The organism is Marinobacter arenosus (assembly GCF_019264345.1).
GTDB classification, from domain to species: domain Bacteria; phylum Pseudomonadota; class Gammaproteobacteria; order Pseudomonadales; family Oleiphilaceae; genus Marinobacter; species Marinobacter arenosus.
Map to the genome: position 1 here is coordinate 154,369 of NZ_JAHVAO010000001.1, position 23,972 is coordinate 178,340.

Here is a 23,972-nt window from a genome sequence, read left to right on the forward strand (position 1 = left end):
GTTGCCCCTGGACTGCGTATAATCGCAGGCCGGAATTTTAACCTGAACCCTAGTGGAGAAAGACCATGGCGAATGAGCGTACGCTCTCGATTATCAAGCCCGACGCAGTTGCTAAGAACGTGATCGGTGAAATTTACAGCCGTTTTGAGAAGGCGGGGTTGAACATCGTTGCTGCCAAGATGATGCACCTTACCCAGGAGCAGGCTGAAGGTTTCTATGCGGAGCACAAGGAACGCCCGTTTTTCAACGACCTGGTGGCATTCATGACCTCCGGTCCAGTTGTTGTTCAGGTTCTGGAAGGCGAAGGCGCCATCCTCAAGAACCGTGACCTGATGGGGGCAACCAACCCGAAGGAAGCGGACGCGGGCACTATCCGCGCTGATTTTGCGTCTTCTATCGATGCAAACGCTGTTCACGGCTCTGACTCAGCAGCGTCAGCTGAGCGTGAAATCGCGTATTTTTTCAATGACAACGAGATCTGCCCGCGCGGCTGATTCAGTTGATCGGGGGGCGGTCGTCGGACCGCTCCCCGAATTGGTTATCTGATCGAGGTTATGAAATGACAGCGGCCGCTGAAAAAACCAATCTTCTCGGGATGCCGAAAGCCAAACTTGAGGCTTTCTTCGATTCCCTGGGGGAAAAGCGTTTTCGTGCCACCCAGGTTTTGCAGTGGATTCATCAGCGTGGGGCTGATGACTTCGATCAAATGACCAATATGAGCAAGGCGCTCCGGGAAAAGCTCAAACAGGTCGCGGAGATTCGCGGCCCCGAAGTGGTCTACGACGAAACTTCCAAAGACGGTACCCGGAAATGGGTTATGCGCATGGACAACGGGAACAGCGTTGAAACCGTGCTGATTCCCGATGGTGAGCGTGGAACCCTCTGCGTTTCCTCACAGATTGGCTGCAGTCTGGATTGCACGTTCTGCTCGACCGGCAAGCGAGGGTTTAACCGGAACCTGACCGCGGCCGAGGTGATCGGACAGGTCTGGGTTGCTCGCAAGGCCTTTATGCCGTTTGAGCCCGGTCCGGACCGCCCCATCACCAACGTTGTGATGATGGGGATGGGTGAGCCGTTGCTGAACTTCGACAACGTGGTTGATGCCATGAACCTCATGATGGAGGATCTGGCTTATGGGATCTCCAAGCGCCGGGTCACGTTAAGCACCTCCGGGGTCGTTCCGGCCCTCGACCGCCTGGCGGAAGTTACCGATGTTTCACTGGCTATTTCGCTTCATGCCCCGAATGATGAGCTCCGTAACAAGTTGGTGCCGCTCAATAAAAAGTATCCGATTTCGGAGCTGCTTGCGGCCACCAAGCGATACTTCGCCCGGCTACCGGACAAGCGCAAGGCCACCATCGAGTACACCGTGATTGAGGGAATGAACGATCAACCGGAACATGCCCGGGAACTTGCGGTGCTGTTGCGGGATCTTCCCTGCAAGATCAATCTGATACCCTTCAATCCGTTTCCTGAAAGTGATTTCCGGCGGCCGAGCATGAACGCAACCCGCCGATTCCAGGCGGTGCTCAATGAGGCTGGATACATCACCACAATCAGGACCACCCGTGGTGACGACATTGATGCGGCCTGTGGCCAGTTGGTCGGCAAGGTCGAGGATCGTACCCGTCGAAGTAAACGATACATTGAGGTCCAGCAGGTTAATCCCTGACACGGCACCGACAACGAGTTGAAGCGAGGAATGCGAAACTGTGACCTATAGATCGACGAGCTGGCGTTTTTCTGTCGTGGCGCTGATGTTGGCCGCGTTGTTTGTCACAGGGTGCGTCACAACCACGGACAGTCGTTTTTCCCGCGAGGCAGATCGCCAGGAAGCTGTCGAGGACTATGTTCAGCTGGCCACCGCCTACATAGGGCAGGGCAATCTTGATCGTGCCCGCCACCACCTCGACCGTGCTCTTGATCTGGACTCCGACAGCCCAAAGGCGAAGGCGGCCATGGGATTGGTCTATAACGCCGAGGGCGAAGCCGAGTTGGCAGAATCGAGTTTCAAGGAAGCTATCTCCTCAGACCCCGGTTACACCCGTGCGCGCGTGTACTACGGCGCGTTCCTGTATGGTCAGGGTCGTATGGAGGATGCGCGGAACCAGTTTCGTGCCGCTTCGCGGGACACGGAATACAAAGACCGGGGCTCAGTCTTCTTTAACCTGGGTATGACCCAGGAGCGGCTCGATGAGCTCGACAATGCGGCTACGTCCTATCGACGTGCGGTCGAGCTGTCTCGTGGAGACGCGCGGTCGCTGCTGGCGCTGTCCCGTGTGCTGGCAGACCAGGGAGACTTCAACTCGGCGGCACGTTATTACTCCCGACTTTCCTCAATGATGCAGAGAGATGAGCGTCTGCGTCACTCCCCTGAAAGCTTGTTGACGGGCATCCGTATTGCCCGCCATCTGGACAACCGCAACCAGGAAGCCAGCCTGGCCTTGCAACTGAAGAACAACTTCCCGGAGTCAGTCGAATACCAACAATACAAGGTGCTGATTTCTAATGACTAATGAAGAAACCTCCCAGCCGGTGAGCGGAGATCCTGTCGGGCAGCAGCTGCAACGCGCACGAGAGCAAAAAGGTTTGAGTGCCGATGACGTAGCCAAGGCCCAACATCTCCGGCCGGCTGTCATTCACGCCATTGAGGCTGGTGATTACAAACAGATTGACAGTGAACTCTTCCTGAAAGGGTATGTCAGGGCCTATGCGAAGCAGGTTGGCCTGGAAGCCAACGATGTAATAGCCGACCTGGACCGTGAACTTGAGCCATTGCGGCAAAAGCGAGAGCAGGAGTTCGAGGCCAACCCACTGGTTGATATCGAGCGTCGACGTCTCAAGAAACGTCGTGCGGCCAAACTGGCGCTGTTATTGTGTGTCGCCGCGCTCGCAGGCTACCTGGTCTTCACGTTTGTACTGCCCCAGCCTGAGTCCATGGCACCGTCGGATGTGGCGGAAGAGGCAGAGCAAGGCGTATCGGCCACCGATGCGCCCGAGAGCCAGACCGAGACGGCTGTTCCGGAAGACGTCTCCGCCGACGTGAATGAGGAGGCGACCGTAGAGCCAATCTCAGAGCCAGAGCCAGACCCCGAACTCGTGGCAGCTGCCCCTGACGAGGAGGTGCCGGCGGCCGAGCAGGCGACGGACGTCACGCCAACAGAACCGGTCGAGCCGATGGGCGACGATTCGGTCACCAGTGACGATATCGTGGATCCAGTCGAGTCTGCCCCCGTGGTCACGCAATCCACGGACCCTGTGCTGGGAGATCCGGCCGAGCCAGTGGTCGTGACGGATACCGGGAGACTACAGATTACCTTTACGGGTGACTGCTGGGTTCAGGTCAGCGATGCCGCCGGCAATCGACTGGTCAATTCACTGCAACGGAATGGCGACCGGATCGACGTGACCGGCGAGGTTCCCCTCAGGGTGGTGATTGGCGCTGTCGACGCGGTCGGCTCGATCAGCTTCCAGGGGGAGCCGGTGGACATGGACGGTTACCGTGTGGTCAATAATCGGTCAGAATTTACCCTGACGATCTGAAACTTGAAACTCATTGAAATCGGTCAGTAAGCCATGAAACACGAATCCCCAATCGTTAGACGCAAATCTCGCCAGATCATGGTGGGTAATGTACCTGTTGGTGGTGATGCGCCGATTGCGGTTCAAAGCATGACCAATACCAGCACGTGTGACGTCGACGCCACCGTCGGACAGATTCGGGCGCTTGAGGACGCCGGCGCCGATATCGTTCGCGTGTCAGTTCCGACCATGGATGCCGCAGAAGCCTTTGGCAAGATCCGGGAGCAGGTCTCTGTTCCGCTGGTTGCCGATATCCATTTCGATTACAAGATTGCCCTGCGTGTGGCCGAACTCGGCGTGGACTGCCTTCGAATCAATCCGGGAAATATCGGTCGGGAAGACCGCGTCAGCGCGGTGATCAGTGCCGCGAGGGACCGGAATATTCCGATTCGCATCGGCGTGAATGCGGGTTCTTTGGAGAAAGAGCTTCAGCGTAAATACGGGGAGCCCACCCCGGATGCCCTCGTTGAATCCGCAATGCGTCACATCGATATTCTCGATCGCCACGATTTTCAGGATTTCAAGGTCAGTCTGAAAGCGTCGGAAGTGTTCATGACCGTCGCGGCATACCGAAAGATCGCCGCACAGATTGAGCAGCCGTTGCACCTTGGTATCACCGAGGCAGGCGGCTTCCGTTCCGGAACAGTGAAGTCTTCCATTGGCTTGGGAATGCTACTGATGGACGGTATTGGCGATACCATTCGTGTATCCCTCGCCGCAGACCCGGTTCAGGAAATCAAGGTGGGCTATGACATCCTGAAGAGTCTCCGTCTGCGCAGTCGCGGTATTAATTTCATCGCCTGCCCAAGCTGCTCCCGCCAGAATTTCGATGTGATCCAGACCATGAACGACCTAGAGGCGCGCCTCGAGGACGTGAATACGGCCATGGATGTCGCGATCATTGGTTGCATTGTGAATGGTCCCGGTGAGGCGAAAGAAGCGGATATCGGGCTGACCGGTGGAAGCCCGAAGAACCTGTTCTATATGGCGGGCAAGCCGAATCAGAAACTGGATAACGCGACGCTGACCGACGACCTGGAGCGCCTGATTCGCGAAGAAGTCGCGCGGCGCAAGGAAGAGGAAGACGCAATCATCGCCCGTTCGGGCAGCTGATCCCGTCTGGTTTCCCGGCATGAATACTCAGAAATACGTTTAAGGGTTTAACTTGGCTAAGATTCAGGCAATTCGCGGGATGAACGACATCCTGCCCGAACAGACGCCCGTCTGGCAGTTTGTTGAAGACACCGTACGCAAAGTGCTCGCGCAGTATGGGTATCAGGAAATCCGGATGCCCATCGTTGAGCAGACCGAACTGTTCAAACGTTCCATTGGGGAAGTCACCGATATCGTCGAAAAGGAAATGTATACCTTCGACGACCGAAACGGCGACAGCCTGACCCTCAGGCCCGAGGGAACCGCCGGCTGCGTGCGGGCAGCGGAAGAGCATGGTCTGCTGTTCAACCAGACTCGCCGGTTGTGGTACACCGGCCCGATGTTTCGCCATGAACGGCCGCAGAAGGGACGCTATCGCCAGTTTCACCAGATTGGGGTGGAGTGCTTCGGCATGGAAGGGCCGGATATTGATGCGGAACTGTTGGTCCTGACGGCTCGCCTCTGGAAAGCGCTTGGTCTTCAGGAGCATACCCGCCTGGAAATCAACTCCATTGGTACCTCGGAAGCGCGCAAGGTCTATCGTCAGGCCCTGGTGGATTACCTGAGCCAATACAAGGCCGAACTCGACGCAGACAGTCAGCGCCGGCTGGACACCAACCCACTGCGCATTCTCGATAGCAAGGACCCGTCAACCCGAAAGATCCTGGAAGGCGCACCGAAGCTTGACAGCTATCTGGACGATGAGTCCCGGGCACACTTCGACAGGTTGCGGGAACTGCTGGATGCCGCTGGTATCCGCTATTCCGTGAACCCGGCGCTGGTTCGCGGTCTCGATTACTACGGCAAGACCGTGTTCGAATGGATTACCGACAGCCTGGGCGCCCAGGGAACGGTCTGCGCCGGTGGGCGTTATGACGGGCTGGTTGAGCAGCTTGGCGGCAAGCCGACCCGGGCCGTTGGCTTCGCCATGGGGCTGGAGCGGCTTATTCTCCTGCTTGAGACCCTGGGGCTCGTCCCAGCGCACGTGAACAGCAATGCGGATGTGTATGTGACGGCAATGGGTGAGGGCGCCGTTGCCTCTGCACTGGCGCTGTCAGAGGAACTTCGAGGGGCCTTGCCGGGCACCGTGGTGATATCCCATTGTGGCGGGGGAAGCTTTAAAAGCCAGATGAAGAAGGCTGACAAGAGCGGTGCCCGGTATGCCGTCATCCTCGGGGAGAACGAGGTGGCCAATGGCACCGCCGGACTCAAGCCCCTGCGGTCCGATGAGCCCCAGCGAGACGTTGCTCGCAATGAGCTCGCCCCAGCCCTGGCGGAAGCGCTCAAGTACTGAACCCAACTTAAACAAAAGCAAAGTAGTCGACTACAGGAGTCATCATGGCTGAACTGCGCACCGAAGAAGAACAGGTCCAGGCGATCAAGGACTGGTGGAAGAATAATGGCAGCTCTTTGCTGATCGGTATCGGTGCCGCCCTGGCCATCGTTTTCGGTTGGCAGGCCTGGCAGAACCATCAGGCACAGCAGCGTACTGAAGCTGCTAACCAGTTCGCCAATCTGCTCAACGCCTTTAGTGAACAGGCTGACGAGAACAGCGCAGAAACCGTGGCCTTTGTGGCGAAAACACTCCGGGAAGATTACACCGACAGTGCCTACGCGGTTTACGGCAACCTTATTCTCGCCAAGCAGCAACTGATGTCTGACGATTCGGCCGGTGCGATCGATTCCCTTACCTGGGCGCTGGATCAAAGTGGTGAGCAACAGGCGTTGGCGTTGGTTGTTCGAAGCCGTCTTGCGCGAGCCCAGTTTGAAGCCGGGCAATACGAGGACGCGCTGGCGACGATCGACGCTGCGACAAGCGCCGATGCGTTCGACGCGATTTTTTCCGAACTTCGCGGCGATATTTTGCTGGCCCAGGGTGACAAAGAGGGGGCCCGCGAGGCTTATCTGGCGGCGCGTGAGCAGAGCCAGCAGGGCCGAAGTGGTGTCCTGCAGCTGAAATTGTCGGATCTCGGTGTTGGGGAGGACGCCTGATGCGATTCCATCGCAACAGGTTTGTGCGTGCCGGACTTGTAAGCGGCTTGCTTGCGGTCATGGGGCTGACCGGTTGCAGTACCACCGACACCTTTGAACAACCCGCTCCGGTGCCTGAGATCGAGAGCTCGGTGGAGTTCAAGCAGGTCTGGAGCATGTCGGTGGGAGACGGTCATGATGAAGACTTTCTCTACCTGGCGCCGTTGAATACCGGCGACCTGCTGTATGCCGCTTCGGCCGACGGCGAACTCTATGCCGTTCAGTCGGAAGACGGCAAGGTGGTCTGGGAGACCGAACTCAGCGACCGTATTTTCGCGGGCGTTGGTGGTGACGGTGAGCGGCTTTACCTGGCAACCCGGGAAGCCGAACTCATAGCCCTGTCGCGGGAAGACGGCACGGAACTCTGGCGCGCAGCATTGCCGACGGAAGTTCTGGCCGCGCCGCAATCTAACGGCAACCTGGTGGTTGCCCAGACGACCGATGGTCGGGTCCTGGGATTCGATGCAGAGAGTGGCGAGAAACGCTGGCAATACGATGGCGTCGTCCCGGTTCTTTCAATCCGGGCCGCTGCGGCGCCGCTTGTGGGTGGCGACATAGTCCTAGCCTCCTTTGCCAATGGTAAGCTCATTGCGCTGAGTGCAGAGGCCGGGCAGCCGCTGTGGCAATATGAGGTAGGGCAGCCCCAGGGCCGAACCGAACTCGAACGACTGGTGGACATAACCGGTCAGCCACTGGTCCTCGAATCGGCGGTGCTCGTGGTCGGTTACCAGGGCAAGCTGGCTCTCGTGGATATCCGAACCGGCCAGGAGATCTGGAGCCGAAAGGCGTCGAGCCTTTATTCGCCGATGATCGGCAATGGCGATATCTATCTCGCCGCTGCCAATGGCGATATTGTGGCGTTGCGGGGCTCTGACCGGAGGGAGCTCTGGGTCCAGAACCGGTTGTCCTGGCGTCAGCTAACCCAGCCGATGGTGGTGGACGATTACCTTGTGACCGCTGATTTCGAAGGTTATCTGCACATCCTGTCCCGGGAAGATGGCCGCCTTCTGGGGCAGCTGGAATTCGATGATGAGGGTATACGCGTACCGGCACAGCGGCTGGGCAATGGTAACCTGCTGGTCTTCGGTAACAGCGGAGACATGGCGGTTCTCAAAATCCGACCCATTGAATGAATACGTTTCAGCCCGGCACAGAAGCCGGGCTGTTTTCCTTTTTGCATAGCGACTTATTATGACCCCAGTAATTGCCCTTGTCGGCCGCCCCAATGTTGGCAAGTCGACCTTGTTTAACCAGATGACCCGATCCCGGGACGCCCTGGTCGCGGATTTTCCGGGACTCACCCGTGACCGGAAGTATGGTGAGGGCAACTACGAGGGCCAGCGGTTCATCGTGATCGACACCGGTGGTCTGACCGGTGATGAGCAGGGACTGGATGCCGAAATGGCCCGGCAGTCACTGCAAGCGGTGGAAGAGGCGGACATCGTGTTGTTCCTGGTGGATGGTCGCGCCGGACTGACAGCGGGTGATGAGACCATCGCCAATCATCTGCGGCGGTCGGGCAAACAGGCCCATCTGGTGGTTAACAAAACGGATGGCCAGGATCCTGATATTGCCGCGGCCGATTTCTACAGCCTCGGTTTTGAATCCACCTTCCTGATTGCGGCCTCCCACAACCGTGGCATCCGCTCCATGCTTGAGCTCCTGCTTCCGTCAGAGGAAGAGCGTGAGGAAGCTGATCGGGCGGACCGCTATCCGGGTATCCGTATTGGCGTAGTTGGCCGGCCCAACGTGGGCAAATCGACGTTGGTTAACCGGATGTTGGGTGAGGACCGGGTGATCGTGTATGACATGCCTGGCACCACGCGGGACAGCGTCTACATTCCCTATGAGCGCCAGGGGCACGAATACACCCTGATCGACACCGCTGGGGTCCGCCGACGGAAAAATGTCCGTGAAACGGTCGAGAAGTTCTCGATCATTAAAACTCTGCAGGCCATCGATGATGCGCATGTCGTCATTCTCGTTATCGATGCCCGGGAGGGGCTGGTCGATCAGGATCTCCATCTGATCGGTTTTGTCCTGGATGCCGGTCGCTCACTGGTGATCGCGGTCAACAAGTGGGACGGCATGGACCCGGAGGACCGCGCCCGTGTCAAAGAGCAGGTCCAGCGTCGTCTTGATTTCCTGGACTACGCCGACAAGCACTATATTTCGGCGCTTCATGGCTCAGGCGTTGGTGTCATGTACGACTCCGTGCAGGCCTGCTACGAGTCTGCCATGGCCAAATGGCCAACCAACCGTCTGACGGCCATTCTTCAGGATGCAGTTGCGCAGCACCAGCCACCGATGGTTCATGGTCGAAGAATCAAACTTCGGTTCGCCCATCAGGGGGGCTCCAACCCGCCGGTGATTGTTGTTCACGGCAACCAGGTTGATGCGCTTCCGGGTGCCTACAAGCGTTACCTGGAAAATACGTTCCGCAAGGTTCTCAAGGTGACCGGTTCACCCATCCGCTTTGAGTTCAAGTCGGGGGAAAACCCGTTTGCTGGTAAGGTTGACCGGCTCACGCCACGGCAGAAGGTCAAGAAAGATAACGACCTGAAGAAGGGTAGGCGGATCAAGAAAACCCGCCAGAAGAGCCTCAAGCGCTAATCCGGGGCCGGAAACGTCCGGCCCGAGTCACTTCGATTCTGCCGAAGCCACCTGTTTCGCCTGGACCGCCGTCAGCGCAATGGTGAACACAATATCTTCCACCAGAGCGCCACGGGACAGGTCGTTGACCGGTTTCCTCAGGCCCTGAAGCATGGGGCCGATGCTGACCACATTGGCACTTCTCTGAACCGCCTTATAGGTCGTGTTGCCGGTATTCAGGTCTGGAAAAACGAAGACGGTTGCTTTCCCCGCCACTTTGCTGCCCGGCGCCTTGCTCTTGGCAACGCTCTCTATGGCCGCGGCATCGTACTGCAACGGCCCGTCGATGAGCAGGTCCGGGCGCCGTTCCCGGGCAATCCGGGTGGCTTCCCGCACCTTGTCGACGTCCTGTCCGGTTCCCGATTCGCCGGTGCTGTAGCTGATCATGGCGACCACCGGTTCGATGCCAAAGGCTTCCGCCGATTCCGCACTCTGAATGGCGATGTCGGCCAGCTCTTCGGCGTTGGGGTCCGGGTTGATCGCGCAGTCGCCGTAGACGACCACCTGCTCCGGCAGAAGCATAAAGAACACCGACGACACGACCCGGGCGTGCTTATGGGTCTTTATCAGCTGCAATGCCGGTCGAACAGTATTGGCAGTCGTGTGTACCGCGCCGGATACCAGGCCATCTGCCTCGTCCTGGGCCACCATCATGGTGCCAAGAACCACGTTGTCCTCGAGCATGGCTTCGGCCATATCAGGAGCCAGTCCCTTGTGCTTTCGCAGTTCCACCATGGGGGCGACATACTCGCCACGCACCTCGGCTGGGTCGATGACCTCTATGTCGTCAGGCAGGTCTAAGCCCTGGGAGGCTGCCACGTTCCGAATCTCTGCGGGGTTTCCGATCAGGACGCAACGGGCCAGTCCACGCTGATGACAGATGATGGCCGCCTGTATGGTTCGCGGCTCGTTGCCTTCCGGCAAGACAATTCGTTTGTTGGCAGCCCGGGCGCGTTCAGACAGCTGATGGCGGAACGCCGGCGGAGACAATCGGCTCTGGCGCTGGACCTTCAGGTGGTTCTGGAGCCAGTCAGTATCGATTCGGGTGGCAACCATCTCCATGGCCTTTTCGATGCGGTCGGGATCGTCGATCGGGATCGCCGCGGATAGGTTGGCCAGCATATGGGCGGTTTCGTAGGTGTTGTTGTCGGAGCCAAGGACGGGAAGCCCCGTATCCAGAGCCCGCCGACACAGGTTGATGACCCGGGAATCCGGCATAAGGCCACCAGTCAGCATGAGGCCGGCCAGCGGCACACCGTTGAGGGCCGCAAGGGCCGTGGTCACCACGATGTCCTCCCGGTCCCCAGGGGTGACCAGCAATGTTCCTGGCCTGAGCGTTTCGGTCATGTTCTGGATCGTTCTGGCACAAACGGAAACACTTTGCACCCGACGGGTATCTATCTGCCCCTCGTTGAGCACCGTGATGTCCAACTCGCGAACGATGTCCGACACCCTCGGAGCCAGGAGGTCCGGCTGCCAGGGAATTTCGGCGAGCAGGCGGAAGCGATTCTCGCTGAACACCTTGCATTGGCGACGGTAGTCGGTCGAATCCGTTGCCTGGGTGGGGGAGCGCTGCAACGACAGGCCGGATTGCTCCGGCTCGCCCACCTTGTTAAGGATGACGGCTATCACGTCCGGATCCGAGGGGGCGGCAAAGAGCCTTGCCGAGAAGTCGAGCTCTTCGTCCAGCGCCTCAGGGTCACTGCTCTCGGGTGTACTGACCAGGATAACTTCCGAGCCGAGGTTGCGGGCCACCTCGACGTTCAGTCGGGCAATGTAGGCTTCGCTCCGATCGGGGACCAGGCCCTCGATGACCACGACATCCACGTCCTTGGCCACTTTCTGGTACTCACCGACGATGGTTTCCATCAGCTGATCGGACTTGCCCCGGTTCAGCAGGTGTTGTGCCTGTTTCAGGGAGATGGGCTCCGGTGGCTCGAGGTTGCTTCGGGCCCGAACAAACTCAACGGAGGTGTCCTTGCCAGCGTTATGGCTGGATTCGCCATGATGCACCGACTGGTGGAAAGGCTTGTAAAAACCAACGCTGACGCCAACCCGTTCCAGCGCCCGTAACAGCCCCAGGCAGACAGAGGTCAGGCCGGAATTCATGGACGTAGGCGCGATGAAAAGACTTTTTGCCATAACAGAATCCTTGGAAAGCCGGTCAGACCGTTTGTGATGTTTCAGCGAGGCGTAGCGCTTCCCGGGCGATAACCAGCTCTTCGTTGGTCGGGATCACCATGATCGGAAAGCGAGAGCCTTCGCTGTCGATGCGACCGTCGCTGTAAAGGCCGTTGCATTGGTTGAGTTCCGGGTCGAGCTCGAAGCCCAGAAGTCGCAGGTGACTCAATGTCTGTTGCCTGACTCGCGCGCTGTTCCCTCCAATACCACCGGTGAAGACCAGCGCATTCAGCCTTGTTAACGAGGCCATCATCGAGCCTATGTATTTCGCCAGGCGGAAGCAGAAAACGTCGATCGCCAGCTCGGAGGGCTTGTGTCCGTGATCAGCCAGTTCGCACAAGGATCTCATATCGTTTGACTGGCCAGACAACCCGAGCAGTCCGCTCTTCTTGTTCAACACCTCGTGAAGCTCGGTTGCGGAAATGCCTTTGCCGGCCAGGAAATCGAACAGGCCGGGATCAACATCCCCGCTCCGTGTGCCCATCACCAGGCCTTCCAGGGGAGTGAGCCCCATACTGGTATCCACACTGATGCCATCCCGGATAGCGGCGATGCTGCAGCCATTGCCGAGATGGGCCGAGATGATCGAAGTGCCGGCCGGCGTGATGCCCAACAGTCGAGCGGCTTCCTGGGTCATGAAGTAGTGGCTGGTTCCGTGGAAGCCGTATCGCCTTACTGCCCAATCGCGGTAATAGGCTTCCGGCAGGGCGTAGTGAAACGCTCTGGGCGGCAAGGTCTGGTGGAATGCGGTATCAAAAACGGCGACCTGGGGCACATCGGGGAACAGGGCACGTGTGGCCGAGATGCCAGACAGGTTGACGGGATTATGCAGGGGCGCCAGACCCGAGCAATCCCGGATGGCGGTGATGGCATCATCATCGAGCAGCGCCGCCTCCCGGAAGGTTTCGCCACCGTGGACGACTCTGTGGCCAATAGCCACGGGGTCCCGTTCCAGGATTCCACGAGCCCTCAAGGCATCGATCAGCGCCTGAAGGGCAGCTTCGTGAGAGGCGCCTGACGGCAATGACAGCGGCGCTTCATCACCGGCAAAGCGGGCGAAGGCGTCGTCTGTGCTCAGTCGTTCGGCGAGGGCCGAGACGACCTTATTGTAATGGCTGTCGAATACGGCAAGTTTCAGCGACGAACTGCCGCAATTGACGACCAGTATGATGTCTTCCATGGTTCCAGAGGTCCTGATTCAGATCTGTACGCGCTGGTTGGTCTTGAGCCAGCTCTCGAAGTCACGCGCGGGAAGGGGGCGACTGTAGAAGTAGCCCTGGGAAAAGTCGCAGCCTTCCTGCTTGAGGAAATGCGTCTGCGCTTCTTCTTCGACACCTTCGGCGATCACGCGCAGCCCCAGACTGTGGGCCATGTTTATGATAGCTCGGACCAGCGAGGCATCTTCGGGTTCCTTCATGACATCCTGGACGAAGGATTTGTCGATTTTCAGGGTGTCGAAAGGGTAACTCTTCAGGTAGCTGAGCGCCGAATAGCCGGTGCCGAAGTCGTCCACTGACAGGCGTATGCCGGCGCGGTCGAGGTGGCGCAGTATTTCCGCCGTCTCAATGGAGTTATCGAGAATCAGGCGCTCGGTGATTTCCAGTTCGAGCTGATCGGCGGCTAGGCCGCTATTCGTCAGCGCCCGCATGACAATATCGGTAAAACCGGGATCGCGGAATTGCCGGGGCGACACGTTGACGGAGATGCCGACGTCCCGGCCGGCTATCTCTTTCCACTCGACCGCCGCTTTGCACGCTTCCTCAAGGACCCATTCGCCGATCGGGATAATCAGGCCGGTTTCCTCGGCCAGCGGAATGAATCGGTCGGGCATGACCATACCCATGGTCGGGTTATTCCATCGGAGGAGGGCTTCAACGGCGCACAAGTTGCCGGAATCGGTGTGGACGATCGGTTGGAAGTTCAGTTCGAACTCCTGCAGTTCAAGCGCTCGCCTCATCCGTGATTCCATCTGCAATCGCTCGTGGGAGACTTCTGTCATCTCGGGCGCAAAGTGGGCATAGGCACTCTTGCCCTTGTGCTTGGCCTGGTACATGGCCGCGTCTGCGTGCTGCAGCAGGGTTCCACTGTTGTCGGAGTCCGTGGGGAAGATCGCAATACCGATACTGGTGGTAACGAAGACCTCCTGGCCATTGAGAATGTAGGGCGGTGCAAACGTCTTCAGGATCCGGTCAGCAACCTGGTAGGAGGCTTCGGGGCCGTTCAGGCCAGGCAGGATGACCAGGAACTCGTCGCCGCCCAACCGGGCAACGGTGCTGGTTCCCCTCAAACAGCTGGAAATCCGACGCGCGGCTTCTATCAGCAGGTTGTCGCCGGCATCGTGCCCCAGGGTATCGTTGATGTGTTTGAAGTTGTCGAGATCCAGGAACATCACCCCAACCAATGTATTTTCACGCCGTGCCTGGGCCAGCGCCAGCTTGAGCCGGTCCAACGCAAGCATCCGGTTGGGCAGGCCCGTCAGAATGTCGTAGTTCGCCTGACGCAACAACTGTTGCTCATAGCGTTTGCGGATGCTGATGTCCTCGCCAAGAATGAGGTATCCCGTGGCCTGGCCCGAGGCATCCTTGATCGGAGTCACGATCAGCTGCTCCCAGAACCGCTCGCCGCTCTTCCGGACACTATTCACTTCCCCCTGCCAGACACCCACGCGCTGAACCTGGAGTCGGATCGACTGCCACAGATGCCGGCTTTCCCGGTTCTCGACACTGCTTTCCCCCAGTGCTCCTGGGTGCTTGCCAAGGATGGACTGGGCGTCGTAGCCGGTCAGCTGCGTGAATTTCTGGTTGGCAAACTCGATCCGCCACTGGCGATCACAAATCAGGACCGACGAGGGGCTCTGTTCTATGGCTTTGGAGAATTTGTGGATTTCGGCCGCGTCCCGCTCCTGGCGTGCGAGGTCGTCGTTCAGGCGCTCGCGCATCTGATTGATGGCTTCGGTCACTCGGCCAAGTTCATCATTCCGGTTTGATGGGGTGTCAGGACGGTCCAGAACCAGAGGCCGGGAGAGATTGGAGAGGGAAAAGTCCCGGGCATAAACCGCCATCGAAGACAGGTGTCGGGTCACGAAATGCTGGAAGATCAGGATGATCAGGATCGATACGAAGAACGTTTTCAGAAACTGGGTGGCCAGAATCACGCCGACTTTTCGTTCCATCTCTTCATAGACCCGCTTGAGGTCGGCGGTGACGGTGAGTTCGCCCAGCTTGAACATTTCGTCGCCCTGATGGACCAGGCTGAAACTGTGTGACCGGGTTTGTGCGCCCCGGTCTATGTCCCCCATCACCAGCTCTGAGTCCGGCTCGATCCTCAGTCTCAGGTGCACGATATCCGGAAGGCTGAGTATGCCCTCCATCTGTGTTTGGAGCAGTTTCTGATCGAGGGCCCAGAGGCTTCTTGCAAGGCTGGAGGCATACCCTGACTCCACAACCTCCATGCGATTATCAATCTGGGACAGGTCTTTGCGGTAGTCAGAGTAGATCTGGATGCCGGAAGCGATCAGGGTAAAAACCGAGCTGAACAGAAGTATCCACGCCAGCAGCCGGAAGGATAGGGGAGAACCTTTTCGGAATCGTTGGAGCCGTGTCGACAGTTTTGGCATGCCGTGAACTTCTGCCACCCAGTCTGGTTTCGGGGAACGGAGGAGTCGTTACCTTTTCGACTATAGCAGCAGTTTCTTTTCATTGCTTTGCAAATACAGGAAAAATCGAGAGAAATGTGGTCCGGTTCAGTATTTTGAACCCGTCTTATGACGGCTTTCCGTTGATGTGGGTCAATACCCCTGATTCGCAGCCGGCGTATTCTGATTTCAATGAATTAGATCGTTGGTAGGAGAAGACAAAATGTATATGGATGCGGTTGTTATTGCTGGGATTGTTGCCGTACTGCTGGTTCTGGGTTTCTTCGTGGGCGTCGGGATCTTCGTTATGAAAGACCAGAAGGCGCATGGCCGGGGGGCGGAACGCGGAGAGCGTGGCGGTAAACCAACCTGACAGCGGGAACAGTGCCCCGCCGGTCAAGGAAAAGAAATGGCGTCCCCTAGGGGGTTCGAACCCCTGTTGCCGCCGTGAAAGGGCGGAGTCCTAGGCCACTAGACGAAGGGGACGCAACGTTTTCAAAACCTTGCCTCGTCGAGGTGGCGCGTATATTAAGAAAGCCTCCCGGGAGTGTCAACGCCTTTTTTAAAAAAAATTAGGGCGTACGCCTCCCGGCCTGCCTCATTTCACGCAAGCCGCGAGTGCCGGCTCAAGCTCCGGGTAACGGAACTCAAATCCCTGCCCGGTCAGTTTGGCGGGGATGGCGTGTTGGCCCGTCAATAAGAGACGGGACATTTCGCCAAGCGCCACTCGCAAAACCGGAGCTGGCGCCGGGAAAAGCGTGGGCCGATGGAGAACCCGGCCAAGGCAGCGAGTAAAGTCGGCATTGGTCACCGGATTCGGGCTGACAACATTGTAGGGCCCGGCAGCTGTTTCGGTTTCAGACATCCAGATCAGGGCGTTGACCACATCGTCTCTATGCACCCAGGGCATATACTGCAGCCCGCTGCCAAGTCTGCCGCCCAGTCCAAGCCTGAACGGCGGCACCATCCGGGACAGGAAGCCACCGCCCGGTCCTGCCACGACACCGGTTCTGGACAGGCAGATTCGAACCCCCTCATCGCTCAAGGCCAGCGCCGCATTCTCCCAGTCCCGGCATAGCTGATGGGTGAATTCGTCATGGGGCGCGGTCTCTTCGGTTACCACTGACGAACCCTGGTCGCCGTAAAACCCCACCGCCGATCCTGAAACCAGAACCGTCGGGCGCGACTCCCAACTGCGGATAACGTCGACAAGCGTTTCAGTCACGCCTATTCGGCTGTCCCTGAGCTGACGCTTGCGCTGCTCAGACCAACGCTTGTCCGCTATCCCTTCGCCGGCGAGATTGATGACGGCGTCGAAGCCAGGGTGGGATCGGAGCTGATTGAGGTCCTGAGTTGGTTCCACCCGACCGCAGCTGGCCAGGACGTCTTCGGTCGTCTGGCGGCTGAAGACAGTTAGCTCATGCCCACGCGCAAGCAGTTCCCGGCACAGAACTTTGCCTATGAAGCCAGTGCCCCCGGTAATCAGAATGCGCTTTGTCATTGGTCTCGTGCTCCTTGGTCGTCGTCCCTGGCGGAAGGTTTCCGGGAAACCCCGGCTTACCCGGCGGTTTCGGTCAGTTGGTGAACAACCACGTCTTTGATGGCCTCCCCAAGTTGCGGGTTCTCGCCAATTGGCGGCGCGAGTTCGATGTGAACGTTGTGCGTTTCCTCGAGGGCTTTGATCATGGCGGGGACATCCTTGCGAAGGTGGCGCCCGGCCGCAAGAAAGAGCGGCACAATGGTGAATCGGGAGGCACCGTCGGCGACGCCGTCTGCCACAACGTCATCCAGTGAGGGCTCGGCCAGTTCCATGTAGGCGATGCGGGAATCCGCCACCGCTTCGAGGGTGGGAGTGGCCAGATGTTCGAAGGTGTCACACCAACGCTTGTCACTGCTTCCATGTGCCAACAGAATAATGCGGTTGCTCATCAGCGCTCCTGAGTCATCGTAGTTAGGGGGCCTGTCGTAAATTTTCACCGTTCACCCGAGAGTGGGGTGCGCAGACCTTCAAAATAGCAGGGTACCCGGTAATGTTCGATTGGAAAGAAATTCTGGATTTCTGGTTCGGGGAACTGGATGACCATGGACTCCCCGACAGGGATCACCGTAACCGGTGGTTTCGGTCAGACCGACGTTTCGATCAGGAGATCCGGCGCCGGTTTCTGTCCATGGTGCTGTTCGCCTCGGAACAGGGGCTTGATCACTGGCGGCGCGAACCGGGTGGCGTCCTTGCCGAGATCATTTTGCTGGATCAGTTTTCCCGGAATATTTTCCGTGGCGTCGCAATGGCCTTTGACCAGGACGTTCAGGCGCGGAAGCTGTGCCGGCAGGCGATGAACAAGGGGCAGGATGTCGTCCTTGAGCCAGTACACAGGGCTTTTCTGTACATGCCTTTGCAGCACTCCGAACGCATCGAGGATCAGCGCACGTCTGTGGAGTGCTATGAGCAACTGGCTGCGTCGTCATCCGGTATCCTCCGTGAATTTCTTGAAAGTTTTGCCCAATCAGCCCGGGACCATCACGACATAATCCGTCGGTTTGCCCGATTTCCCCATCGGAACAAGGCCCTCGGACGTGCGTCTACGGCCGAAGAACAAGAGTATCTTGCCGGCGGGTCCCGATTCGGCCAGTGATCCTCGCTGCGGGTAGGTGAAAATTGCAGAACCTATCAATGTTTGGGGCGGGGCGTTACGTCATACTGGCGGTGAAAACAGCAACAGGTATTGACGGAACGACGCATGGCAGAGGATCAGGCTGGGTTTGAAGAGGTTTGCGGTACCGGTTCAGGTCATTACGACAGGGAACAGTCACCGGGTTACCGAGGGCGCCGCGTAGCCCGTGCCAAGAGTGAGGTACGCAGACGCGAGATCCTTGAGGCGACGTTGAGAATTGCCGCCCGGGACGGTATCCGGGGCATCAAGCATCGCTCTGTGGCGCGCGAGGCTGAGGTTCCTTTGGCGGCCACTACCTACTATTTCCGGGATATCGGTGAGTTGATCAGCGATGCGTTTCTGCTGTTTGCCGAAAAGGCGAGCGGCGACCTCGAGGCCTTTTACGAGACGATCAACCTTGTCCTCGATAGCCAGCCGCCAGAGCAACTGTCGCGAACCAGTCCGGAACGCTGGAATCTTGCCCGCCGCCTTTCCGCCATAGCGTCGGCCTACCTGGAGAGTCAGTTTACGGAAGGACGCGAGCGAATCCTTGCGGAGCAGGTCTTTCTGATGGAGGCGCTGCGCGATGAGCGACTGGCAAAATTGGCGCGTAGCTACCGGCAGGCATGGATGGCCGGCCTGGAAAAACTGCTTGCTCGACTGGATTCGCCACTCCCGCAAAGGGATGCCGCACTGATCGTCAACGTGGCGCTTGGCATGGGGTACGACATGCTCCTGGGCCTGCCCGAGGGCGAGGAGGATTCACTCCACAAAGCCGTCGACAGGATCGTTGATCTCGCCCTCGGTGTGGGTGTCTAGCAGCTTCAGTCGTGCCTTTGATGTCAATTCGTATAGAAATTGTACATCTTGAGGGATGTATCAAGCTGGCCTGATAGAATGCGCATCATCTCTTGAGGTGGGGTTTCCGTTGCGGCACCCCCGCGTTTTATTGGGGAAACTTGATGGTCTGTTTGGGACGATGTCTGCGCCCAGCGCTCGCTGTATTCATTTGCTCCTTCTTTCCTGTCTCTGCCCAGGCTGGATCTGGTTCTTTGAACGATGAACTTCTGGATCGTTTGACGGCCGCTGCGCCACTGCTTGATGGCTTCGTACTCGAAGCCGCGTTCAACGCCTCCCGTTGCGCGGTGTCTGCTGGGCTCGCGGTGCCGGAACGGCTTGCTGTTATCGACTTCTCGTTACCTTCGGCGAAAAAGCGGCTCTGGATCTTTGATCTGAACCTTGGAAAATTGGTCCTGAGTGACCTGGTGGCGCACGGAAAAAACTCCGGGAACGTTCTTTCAACAGAGTTTTCGAACGTCGAGGGTAGCCACCAATCCAGTATTGGCCTGTTTCGAGGCAGCGAATCCTACTATGGCAAACACGGGTATTCGCTTCGTCTGGATGGACTTGAACCGGGGTTCAACGATCGGGCTCGTGAACGGGCCATTGTCATCCATGGCGCTGGATACGTGAATGAGACCTGGATAAACCGTTATGGCAGGATTGGCCGAAGCCATGGGTGTCCGGCTGTTGATAGCCGGGTCATTGAGCGAGTGGTGGATAACCTCAAGGATGGCCAGTTTGTGTTCAAGTATTACCCCGACCAGGAATGGCTTCGCGGCTCGGAATACCTGAATTGCACCGATGGCACTGTGGCAGGCGAGGTTGACGGCACTGAAAGCGGGGCAGGCGGGATCGCTGACAAAGCCGAAATTGGTTACCCCGTAAACAGTTAATCGGCGGTTCGAAAAGATCCATAAAAAGTTCGGAAAAAGAGGTTGACGACCGCCGCCTGATCCGTAGAATACGCCTCCGTTGTCGGTATCAACCGTTCAGCACTGCGGGAATAGCTCAGTTGGTAGAGCACAACCTTGCCAAGGTTGGGGTCGCGAGTTCGAATCTCGTTTCCCGCTCCAGATTACAAAACCCGGTTTCGCGAGAAACCGGGTTTTTTCGTTTCTGCTACCCTCAAACTCGGCGTTGCCAAGCCCGGTCAGGTATAATCGGCAGCCTTGATCGCTGCATGACGACGGCTCCGGAGGCGCACCCCTATGAAAGTCCACTCGCTCTGGGTTTATCCCGTGAAATCTCTCGCAGGCATTCCGGTGGATGAGTTTGCGCTGGACGACTTTGGTCCTGTCGGAGACCGGAGATGGATGATCATTGACGCCGACCGGCAATTCGTCACCCAGCGAAACCATCCTGAGCTCGCGCGGATCGGCGTCTTCCGCAGGGGCGACGACGTTGAAGTCGCAATTCCGGGGCAGGGCCGGTACACGCTGTGCCCGTCAGGCGAATCCCTCCGGGCGCTGGTCTGGCGCGACTGGACACAGGCGATTGTTGGGCAGGCTGAGGCTAGCGAAGCTCTCAGTCAATTCTGTGGTAAAGCTCTCCGATTCGTTTACATGCCGGACGACTCCTTTCGAAGGGTTGATGCCGCCCGTGTCCGGGACTTGCGTCGGGTCAGTTTTGCCGATGGGTTTCCGCTGTTAATCACCAATCTCGCGTCCCTCGAGGAGCTGAACGGTCGCCTGGACAAGCCGGTAGAGATGCGCCGCTTCCGTCCGAACATCGTCGTCGAGGGGGCTACGCCATGGGCAGAGGATCATTGGCGGGGACTGCGTGTGGGAGAGTGTGAATTCGATCTGGTCAAACCCTGCTCCCGTTGCGTCATGACCACCGTCGACCCGGATTCCGGTGTCAAAGACGCCGCCGTTCAGCCACTTCGAACCCTGTCCAAGTATCGGCGCACCGACGATGGTGTCATGTTTGGCATGAACGCGATTCATGAGTCGGAAGGATGGGTTCGTGTGGGCGATCCAGTCAAAATCACCAAAACGGAGTAATACCGGACGTGCCATTGTTAACGTTGGATTCAGTGTCCCTGGCTTATGGAATGCAGCCCTTACTCGATCAGGCCTCGCTGGTTGTTGAGGCCGGTGAGCGAGTGTGTCTGCTTGGGCGAAACGGGGAGGGTAAATCGACCCTGCTGAAGATCGTCAGTGGCGAGGTGGTTCCCGATGGCGGCCTGGTGCGCCTTGAGGATGGGGCGGTGCTGGCGGTCCTGCCGCAGAATCTGCCAACCGAGGATGCGCGAACCGCCTACGAAGTTGTCTCCGGAGCCTTTCCGGAAACCGGAGGGTTGCTGGCTGAATTTCACCACCTGTCGCAACAGGCTGATGAAGCCAGTCTCGATCGGTTGATGAAGGTTCAGGAGCGACTGGAGGCGCTGGATGGGTGGCGCCTGGACCAGAAAGTGACCACCATTCTCGCCCAGTACGGAATCGATCCGGAGCGGCGGCTGGATACGCTTTCCGGTGGCTGGCAACGTCGCGTCCTGTTGGCCAGAGCGCTGGTCGGGGAGCCCGATATCCTGCTGCTGGATGAGCCCACCAACCACCTCGATGTTCCCGCCATCGCGTGGCTCGAGGAAGCGCTGGGACAGTTCCGGGGCGCGATGCTGTTTGTCAGCCACGATCGGGCGTTCATCCGCCGTATGGCGACTCGGATTGTGGAGCTGGATCGTGGCCACCTGGTCAGTTTTGCGGCCACTTACGACAAGTATCTTGAGTTGAAAGAAAAGGCGCTCGAGGAGGAGGAACGACAGAATGCCCTCTTCGATAAGCGCCTGAAACAGGAGGAGGCCTGGATCCGCCAGGGTATCAAAGCCCGGAGGACCCGGAATATGGGGCGTGTGCGGGCCTTGAAAGCGATGCGGGAAGAGCATCGCCAACGCCGGGTTCGCGGCGGCACAGCCAGTTTCGCGGTGGAAGATGCCGCTCGCTCAGGCAAGCTGGTGGTTGAGACCCGGGATGCCGGTTTTGGCTACGGACAGGGTGCAGACATCATTCGGGAAATGAACCTGACGGTGCTTCGCGGAGACAAGATCGGGCTTGTTGGAGAGAACGGAACCGGAAAGACCACCCTGGTCCGCCTGCTGCTCGGGGATCTTAAACCGACGGAAGGGGCGGTTCGGCTGGGTACCAATCTCCAGGTCGCGTACTTCGATCAGCTGCGCGGAGAACTGGATCTGACCAGGAATGCGCTGGACAACCTCTCGGAGGGCCGCGAGTTCATTGAGATCAATGGCCAGAACAAACACGTGCTCGGGTATCTGCAGGAGTTCCTGTTCACCCCGGAGCGGGCCAGGTCTCCGGTGAGGGTATTCTCCGGTGGGGAGCGGGCACGGCTCCTGTTGGCAAAACTGTTCAGCAAGCCCGCCAATATCCTCGTTCTGGATGAGCCGACCAATGATCTGGACGTGGAAACGCTTGAGCTGTTGGAAGAGCAGCTTGCGGAGTTCAAGGGGACGGTCATTGTTATCAGTCACGACCGTGAATTCCTGGATAATGTGGTGACCGAGACGGTTTTCCTGGATGGAACGGGCCACGTGCGTGAATACGTTGGCGGTTACAGCGATTGGCGCCGCCAGGGTGGTAGATTTCCGTCAGAAGCCGGCGGGAATCGTCCGGACAAACAGGATAAGCACACCGGGACTGGCCAGAACGGTAAGTCCGCAAAGCAGGCTGCCAAACCTGTGGGCCAGTCGACAAAATCAAAGCCCGCAAAACTCAGTTACAAGCTAAAACTTGAGTTGGATGAATTACCTGGAAAAATTGAGGCATTGGAACAGGAAATTGCCACACTGCAGAGTACAATCGCAGACGCAGATTTTTATTCAGGTCCACCGAACGAAGTATCAGCGACTCTCGAAGAGTTGGCGGACAGGGAAGCCCGGCTGGAGCAGGTGATTGAGCGGTGGATGGAGCTGGAGGAACAGGCAAGTCAATGAATGTTAATTACAGTTTCAGGTTTCAGGACGGGCGAGCGGTTGAGTTCAAGGTGACCGACGAGCCGACAAAGGTGTCGGAAAAGCAGCCCTCCTGGGTCAAACTGGAGCACTGCCAGTGTTCGAATTGCCCATTGAAGGCCAGTGAAGCGGCGAATTGCCCGGCAGCGACAGAAATCCTGCCGGTTGTGGAAGCCTTTCAGGCCGAGGACGCCTATCAGAAAGTTGAGGTCACCGTCACCGATGAGCGCCGGAGCTACGTAAAGCACACGGCGCTGGAGGAGGCGCTCCGGTCGCTGCTGGGACTGAAGATGGCGACCAGTGGCTGCCCGGTGCTGACCGAGTTGAAACCGATGGCGGTTCATCATCTGCCGTTTGCCAACAGTGATGAATTTATTATGCGCAGCGTCTCGCACTACTTGCTTCAACAGTATTTTGCCAAGCGGAATCATCAGGAACCGGATTGGGAGTTGAAGGGGCTTGTAGAGCGGAACCAGCGGCTTCAGTTGGTCAATCAGGCGCTGTGGCAGAGAATCCACTCCGTCTGCAAAGGCGACAGCAATCTGAAGGCGCTGCTGAATTTCTTTTCAATGGCCTCGAGTGTCAGCTTTTCTTTGGAAAGCCAGCTACGAAAACTGGAAGCCAAGATGGGCGGGGAAGTGCAGTAACGGTTTACGAACAATCGAATGCCGGAATAAGCCCGGGACGCATTCCCGGGCTCTCACTTCGGTCAGTTGATTCTTACCGCGAGTACGTCGCACTCCGTGCCATGCAAAACGCCATTCGCGGTGGATCCCAGCAATAGCTGAAAGCCCTTCCGGCCGTGGCTCCCGACAATAACTAGATCCACTTCCTGTTCCTTCGCAAGCCGATGAATTTCTGATTCCGGACGGCCAACGGTGACAATCTGGTGACTCTTGGGGATGCCGTACTGGTCGCCATAGCTTGCAAGCTGCTCATGGGCAGCCTTGTCCAACTGGTCCTGAAGTTCGGTCAGGTCCATGGGAATGTCGCCGCCATACGCGTATCCAACCGGCTCTACCACGTGAATCAGCATTAATTCAGCACCGTGTGCTTCGCATACGGCCTTGGCTTTGTTCAACACCTGCGGAGCTTCTTCAGTGAGATCAATGGCAACAAGCATTTTCTTGTAGGCGGACATCGCATCACTCCTTCGTACGCGGAAATATGTTTAGAGTAGTACTTGGAATCTATTCCGAAAAGTTTAGCTGGTAACTGATGCGCATCAATTAAACGGGGAGAAAATTGAATTCTGACGGGCAATTACACCCGTCAGAGA

The 23,972-nt window shown here is 58.0% G+C and carries 22 protein-coding genes and 2 tRNA genes; 17 read left to right on the forward strand and 7 right to left on the reverse strand.

The window, feature by feature from the left end:
• Nucleotides 1-65 precede the first annotated feature (65 nt).
• The 9 genes from ndk (at nucleotide 66) to der (ending at nucleotide 9,378) form a co-directional block, all read left to right on the forward strand.
• Nucleotides 66-494: a nucleoside-diphosphate kinase gene (gene ndk / locus KXD86_RS00740; RefSeq protein WP_036129335.1), complete on the forward strand. Its 429-nt coding sequence runs from the start codon at nucleotides 66-68 to the stop codon at nucleotides 492-494.
• A gap of 65 nt (nucleotides 495-559) precedes the next feature.
• On the forward strand, nucleotides 560-1,672 hold the full coding sequence (gene rlmN, locus KXD86_RS00745; protein WP_218634188.1) for a dual-specificity RNA methyltransferase RlmN: 1,113 nt from the start codon (nucleotides 560-562) through the stop codon (nucleotides 1,670-1,672).
• Nucleotides 1,673-1,757: 85 nt separating this feature from the next.
• Nucleotides 1,758-2,516 carry a type IV pilus biogenesis/stability protein PilW gene (gene pilW, locus KXD86_RS00750; RefSeq protein ID WP_218636685.1) on the forward strand — a complete coding sequence of 253 codons (759 nt, stop codon included), beginning with the start codon at nucleotides 1,758-1,760 and terminating at the stop codon, nucleotides 2,514-2,516.
• Complete coding sequence (locus tag KXD86_RS00755) at nucleotides 2,509-3,543, forward strand: RodZ domain-containing protein (protein WP_218634189.1); 1,035 nt, start codon at nucleotides 2,509-2,511, stop codon at nucleotides 3,541-3,543. The genes pilW and KXD86_RS00755 overlap by 8 nt, the downstream gene beginning before the upstream one ends.
• Nucleotides 3,544-3,576: 33 nt before the next feature.
• On the forward strand, nucleotides 3,577-4,695 hold the full coding sequence (gene ispG, locus KXD86_RS00760) for a flavodoxin-dependent (E)-4-hydroxy-3-methylbut-2-enyl-diphosphate synthase (RefSeq protein ID WP_218634190.1): 1,119 nt from the start codon (nucleotides 3,577-3,579) through the stop codon (nucleotides 4,693-4,695).
• 52 nt (nucleotides 4,696-4,747) lie between these two features.
• The gene (gene hisS / locus KXD86_RS00765; RefSeq protein WP_218634191.1) at nucleotides 4,748-6,028 is read left to right on the forward strand and encodes a histidine--tRNA ligase; all 1,281 of its coding nucleotides are present in this window, start codon (nucleotides 4,748-4,750) and stop codon (nucleotides 6,026-6,028) included.
• 44 nt (nucleotides 6,029-6,072) lie between these two features.
• A complete protein-coding gene (locus tag KXD86_RS00770; protein ID WP_218634192.1) occupies nucleotides 6,073-6,726 on the forward strand; it encodes a YfgM family protein in 654 nt (217 codons plus the stop codon).
• Nucleotides 6,726-7,898, forward strand: coding sequence for an outer membrane protein assembly factor BamB (gene bamB, locus KXD86_RS00775; protein WP_218634193.1), 1,173 nt, complete (start codon nucleotides 6,726-6,728; stop codon nucleotides 7,896-7,898). The genes KXD86_RS00770 and bamB overlap by 1 nt, the downstream gene beginning before the upstream one ends.
• Before the next feature lie 58 nt (nucleotides 7,899-7,956).
• Nucleotides 7,957-9,378 (forward strand): ribosome biogenesis GTPase Der, encoded by a 1,422-nt coding sequence (gene der / locus KXD86_RS00780; RefSeq protein WP_218634194.1) that lies wholly within the window; start codon nucleotides 7,957-7,959, stop codon nucleotides 9,376-9,378.
• A 27-nt stretch (nucleotides 9,379-9,405) separates the two neighbouring features.
• On the opposite strand, the gene pta is transcribed toward der, so the two are convergent.
• The 3 genes from pta to KXD86_RS00795 are packed head-to-tail and all read right to left on the reverse strand — an operon-like array spanning nucleotide 9,406 to nucleotide 15,214.
• Nucleotides 9,406-11,559, reverse strand: a complete 2,154-nt coding sequence (gene pta, locus KXD86_RS00785) for a phosphate acetyltransferase (protein ID WP_218634195.1) — start codon at nucleotides 11,557-11,559, stop codon at nucleotides 9,406-9,408.
• Between the two features lie 22 nt (nucleotides 11,560-11,581).
• A complete protein-coding gene (locus KXD86_RS00790; RefSeq protein ID WP_218634196.1) occupies nucleotides 11,582-12,778 on the reverse strand; it encodes an acetate/propionate family kinase in 1,197 nt (398 codons plus the stop codon).
• 18 nt (nucleotides 12,779-12,796) lie between these two features.
• Complete coding sequence (locus KXD86_RS00795) at nucleotides 12,797-15,214, reverse strand: bifunctional diguanylate cyclase/phosphodiesterase (RefSeq protein ID WP_218634197.1); 2,418 nt, start codon at nucleotides 15,212-15,214, stop codon at nucleotides 12,797-12,799.
• Between the two features lie 247 nt (nucleotides 15,215-15,461).
• On the opposite strand from KXD86_RS00795, the gene ccoM reads away from it, so the two are divergent.
• Nucleotides 15,462-15,605 (forward strand): cytochrome c oxidase subunit CcoM, encoded by a 144-nt coding sequence (ccoM, locus tag KXD86_RS00800; protein ID WP_218636846.1) that lies wholly within the window; start codon nucleotides 15,462-15,464, stop codon nucleotides 15,603-15,605.
• 37 nt (nucleotides 15,606-15,642) lie between these two features.
• On the opposite strand, the gene KXD86_RS00805 is transcribed toward ccoM, so the two are convergent.
• From KXD86_RS00805 to KXD86_RS00815, 3 genes are all read right to left on the reverse strand, one after another.
• A tRNA-Glu gene (locus KXD86_RS00805) sits at nucleotides 15,643-15,718 on the reverse strand.
• Nucleotides 15,719-15,830: 112 nt separating this feature from the next.
• A complete protein-coding gene (locus KXD86_RS00810; RefSeq protein ID WP_218634198.1) occupies nucleotides 15,831-16,733 on the reverse strand; it encodes a TIGR01777 family oxidoreductase in 903 nt (300 codons plus the stop codon).
• A gap of 56 nt (nucleotides 16,734-16,789) precedes the next feature.
• A complete protein-coding gene (locus KXD86_RS00815; RefSeq protein ID WP_218634199.1) occupies nucleotides 16,790-17,161 on the reverse strand; it encodes a sirohydrochlorin chelatase in 372 nt (123 codons plus the stop codon).
• 101 nt (nucleotides 17,162-17,262) lie between these two features.
• Between KXD86_RS00815 and KXD86_RS00820 the strand changes: the two genes are divergently transcribed.
• From KXD86_RS00820 to KXD86_RS00850, 7 genes are all read left to right on the forward strand, one after another.
• Nucleotides 17,263-17,865: a DUF924 family protein gene (locus tag KXD86_RS00820; protein ID WP_218634200.1), complete on the forward strand. Its 603-nt coding sequence runs from the start codon at nucleotides 17,263-17,265 to the stop codon at nucleotides 17,863-17,865.
• Between the two features lie 105 nt (nucleotides 17,866-17,970).
• Nucleotides 17,971-18,702, forward strand: coding sequence for a TetR/AcrR family transcriptional regulator (locus tag KXD86_RS00825; RefSeq protein WP_218634201.1), 732 nt, complete (start codon nucleotides 17,971-17,973; stop codon nucleotides 18,700-18,702).
• A 143-nt stretch (nucleotides 18,703-18,845) separates the two neighbouring features.
• Entirely contained in the window at nucleotides 18,846-19,619 is a 774-nt protein-coding gene (locus KXD86_RS00830) for a murein L,D-transpeptidase catalytic domain family protein (protein ID WP_218634202.1), read from the forward strand.
• A gap of 104 nt (nucleotides 19,620-19,723) precedes the next feature.
• Nucleotides 19,724-19,799 (forward strand) — tRNA-Gly (locus KXD86_RS00835).
• 135 nt (nucleotides 19,800-19,934) lie between these two features.
• Entirely contained in the window at nucleotides 19,935-20,729 is a 795-nt protein-coding gene (locus tag KXD86_RS00840; protein WP_218634203.1) for an MOSC domain-containing protein, read from the forward strand.
• 8 nt (nucleotides 20,730-20,737) lie between these two features.
• Nucleotides 20,738-22,675, forward strand: a complete 1,938-nt coding sequence (locus KXD86_RS00845; RefSeq protein WP_218634204.1) for an ATP-binding cassette domain-containing protein — start codon at nucleotides 20,738-20,740, stop codon at nucleotides 22,673-22,675.
• Complete coding sequence (locus tag KXD86_RS00850; protein WP_218634205.1) at nucleotides 22,672-23,340, forward strand: DUF6901 family protein; 669 nt, start codon at nucleotides 22,672-22,674, stop codon at nucleotides 23,338-23,340. Before KXD86_RS00845 ends, KXD86_RS00850 begins: the two co-directional genes overlap by 4 nt.
• Nucleotides 23,341-23,402: 62 nt before the next feature.
• On the opposite strand, the gene KXD86_RS00855 is transcribed toward KXD86_RS00850, so the two are convergent.
• Entirely contained in the window at nucleotides 23,403-23,834 is a 432-nt protein-coding gene (locus tag KXD86_RS00855) for a universal stress protein (protein WP_218634206.1), read from the reverse strand.
• Between the last annotated feature and the right edge of the window lie 138 nt (nucleotides 23,835-23,972).

Coding starts and splice junctions, on each gene's coding strand:
- ndk (WP_036129335.1), top strand. CDS start 66: ATGGCGAATGAGCGTACGCTCTCGATTATCAAGCCCGACGCAGTTGCT.
- rlmN (WP_218634188.1), top strand. CDS start 560: ATGACAGCGGCCGCTGAAAAAACCAATCTTCTCGGGATGCCGAAAGCC.
- pilW (WP_218636685.1), top strand. CDS start 1,758: ATGTTGGCCGCGTTGTTTGTCACAGGGTGCGTCACAACCACGGACAGT.
- KXD86_RS00755 (WP_218634189.1), top strand. CDS start 2,509: ATGACTAATGAAGAAACCTCCCAGCCGGTGAGCGGAGATCCTGTCGGG.
- ispG (WP_218634190.1), top strand. CDS start 3,577: ATGAAACACGAATCCCCAATCGTTAGACGCAAATCTCGCCAGATCATG.
- KXD86_RS00770 (WP_218634192.1), top strand. CDS start 6,073: ATGGCTGAACTGCGCACCGAAGAAGAACAGGTCCAGGCGATCAAGGAC.
- bamB (WP_218634193.1), top strand. CDS start 6,726: ATGCGATTCCATCGCAACAGGTTTGTGCGTGCCGGACTTGTAAGCGGC.
- der (WP_218634194.1), top strand. CDS start 7,957: ATGACCCCAGTAATTGCCCTTGTCGGCCGCCCCAATGTTGGCAAGTCG.
- pta (WP_218634195.1), bottom strand. CDS start 11,559: ATGGCAAAAAGTCTTTTCATCGCGCCTACGTCCATGAATTCCGGCCTG.
- KXD86_RS00790 (WP_218634196.1), bottom strand. CDS start 12,778: ATGGAAGACATCATACTGGTCGTCAATTGCGGCAGTTCGTCGCTGAAA.
- KXD86_RS00795 (WP_218634197.1), bottom strand. CDS start 15,214: ATGCCAAAACTGTCGACACGGCTCCAACGATTCCGAAAAGGTTCTCCC.
- ccoM (WP_218636846.1), top strand. CDS start 15,462: ATGGATGCGGTTGTTATTGCTGGGATTGTTGCCGTACTGCTGGTTCTG.
- KXD86_RS00810 (WP_218634198.1), bottom strand. CDS start 16,733: ATGACAAAGCGCATTCTGATTACCGGGGGCACTGGCTTCATAGGCAAA.
- KXD86_RS00815 (WP_218634199.1), bottom strand. CDS start 17,161: ATGAGCAACCGCATTATTCTGTTGGCACATGGAAGCAGTGACAAGCGT.
- KXD86_RS00820 (WP_218634200.1), top strand. CDS start 17,263: ATGTTCGATTGGAAAGAAATTCTGGATTTCTGGTTCGGGGAACTGGAT.
- KXD86_RS00825 (WP_218634201.1), top strand. CDS start 17,971: ATGGCAGAGGATCAGGCTGGGTTTGAAGAGGTTTGCGGTACCGGTTCA.
- KXD86_RS00830 (WP_218634202.1), top strand. CDS start 18,846: ATGGTCTGTTTGGGACGATGTCTGCGCCCAGCGCTCGCTGTATTCATT.
- KXD86_RS00840 (WP_218634203.1), top strand. CDS start 19,935: ATGAAAGTCCACTCGCTCTGGGTTTATCCCGTGAAATCTCTCGCAGGC.
- KXD86_RS00850 (WP_218634205.1), top strand. CDS start 22,672: ATGAATGTTAATTACAGTTTCAGGTTTCAGGACGGGCGAGCGGTTGAG.
- KXD86_RS00855 (WP_218634206.1), bottom strand. CDS start 23,834: ATGTCCGCCTACAAGAAAATGCTTGTTGCCATTGATCTCACTGAAGAA.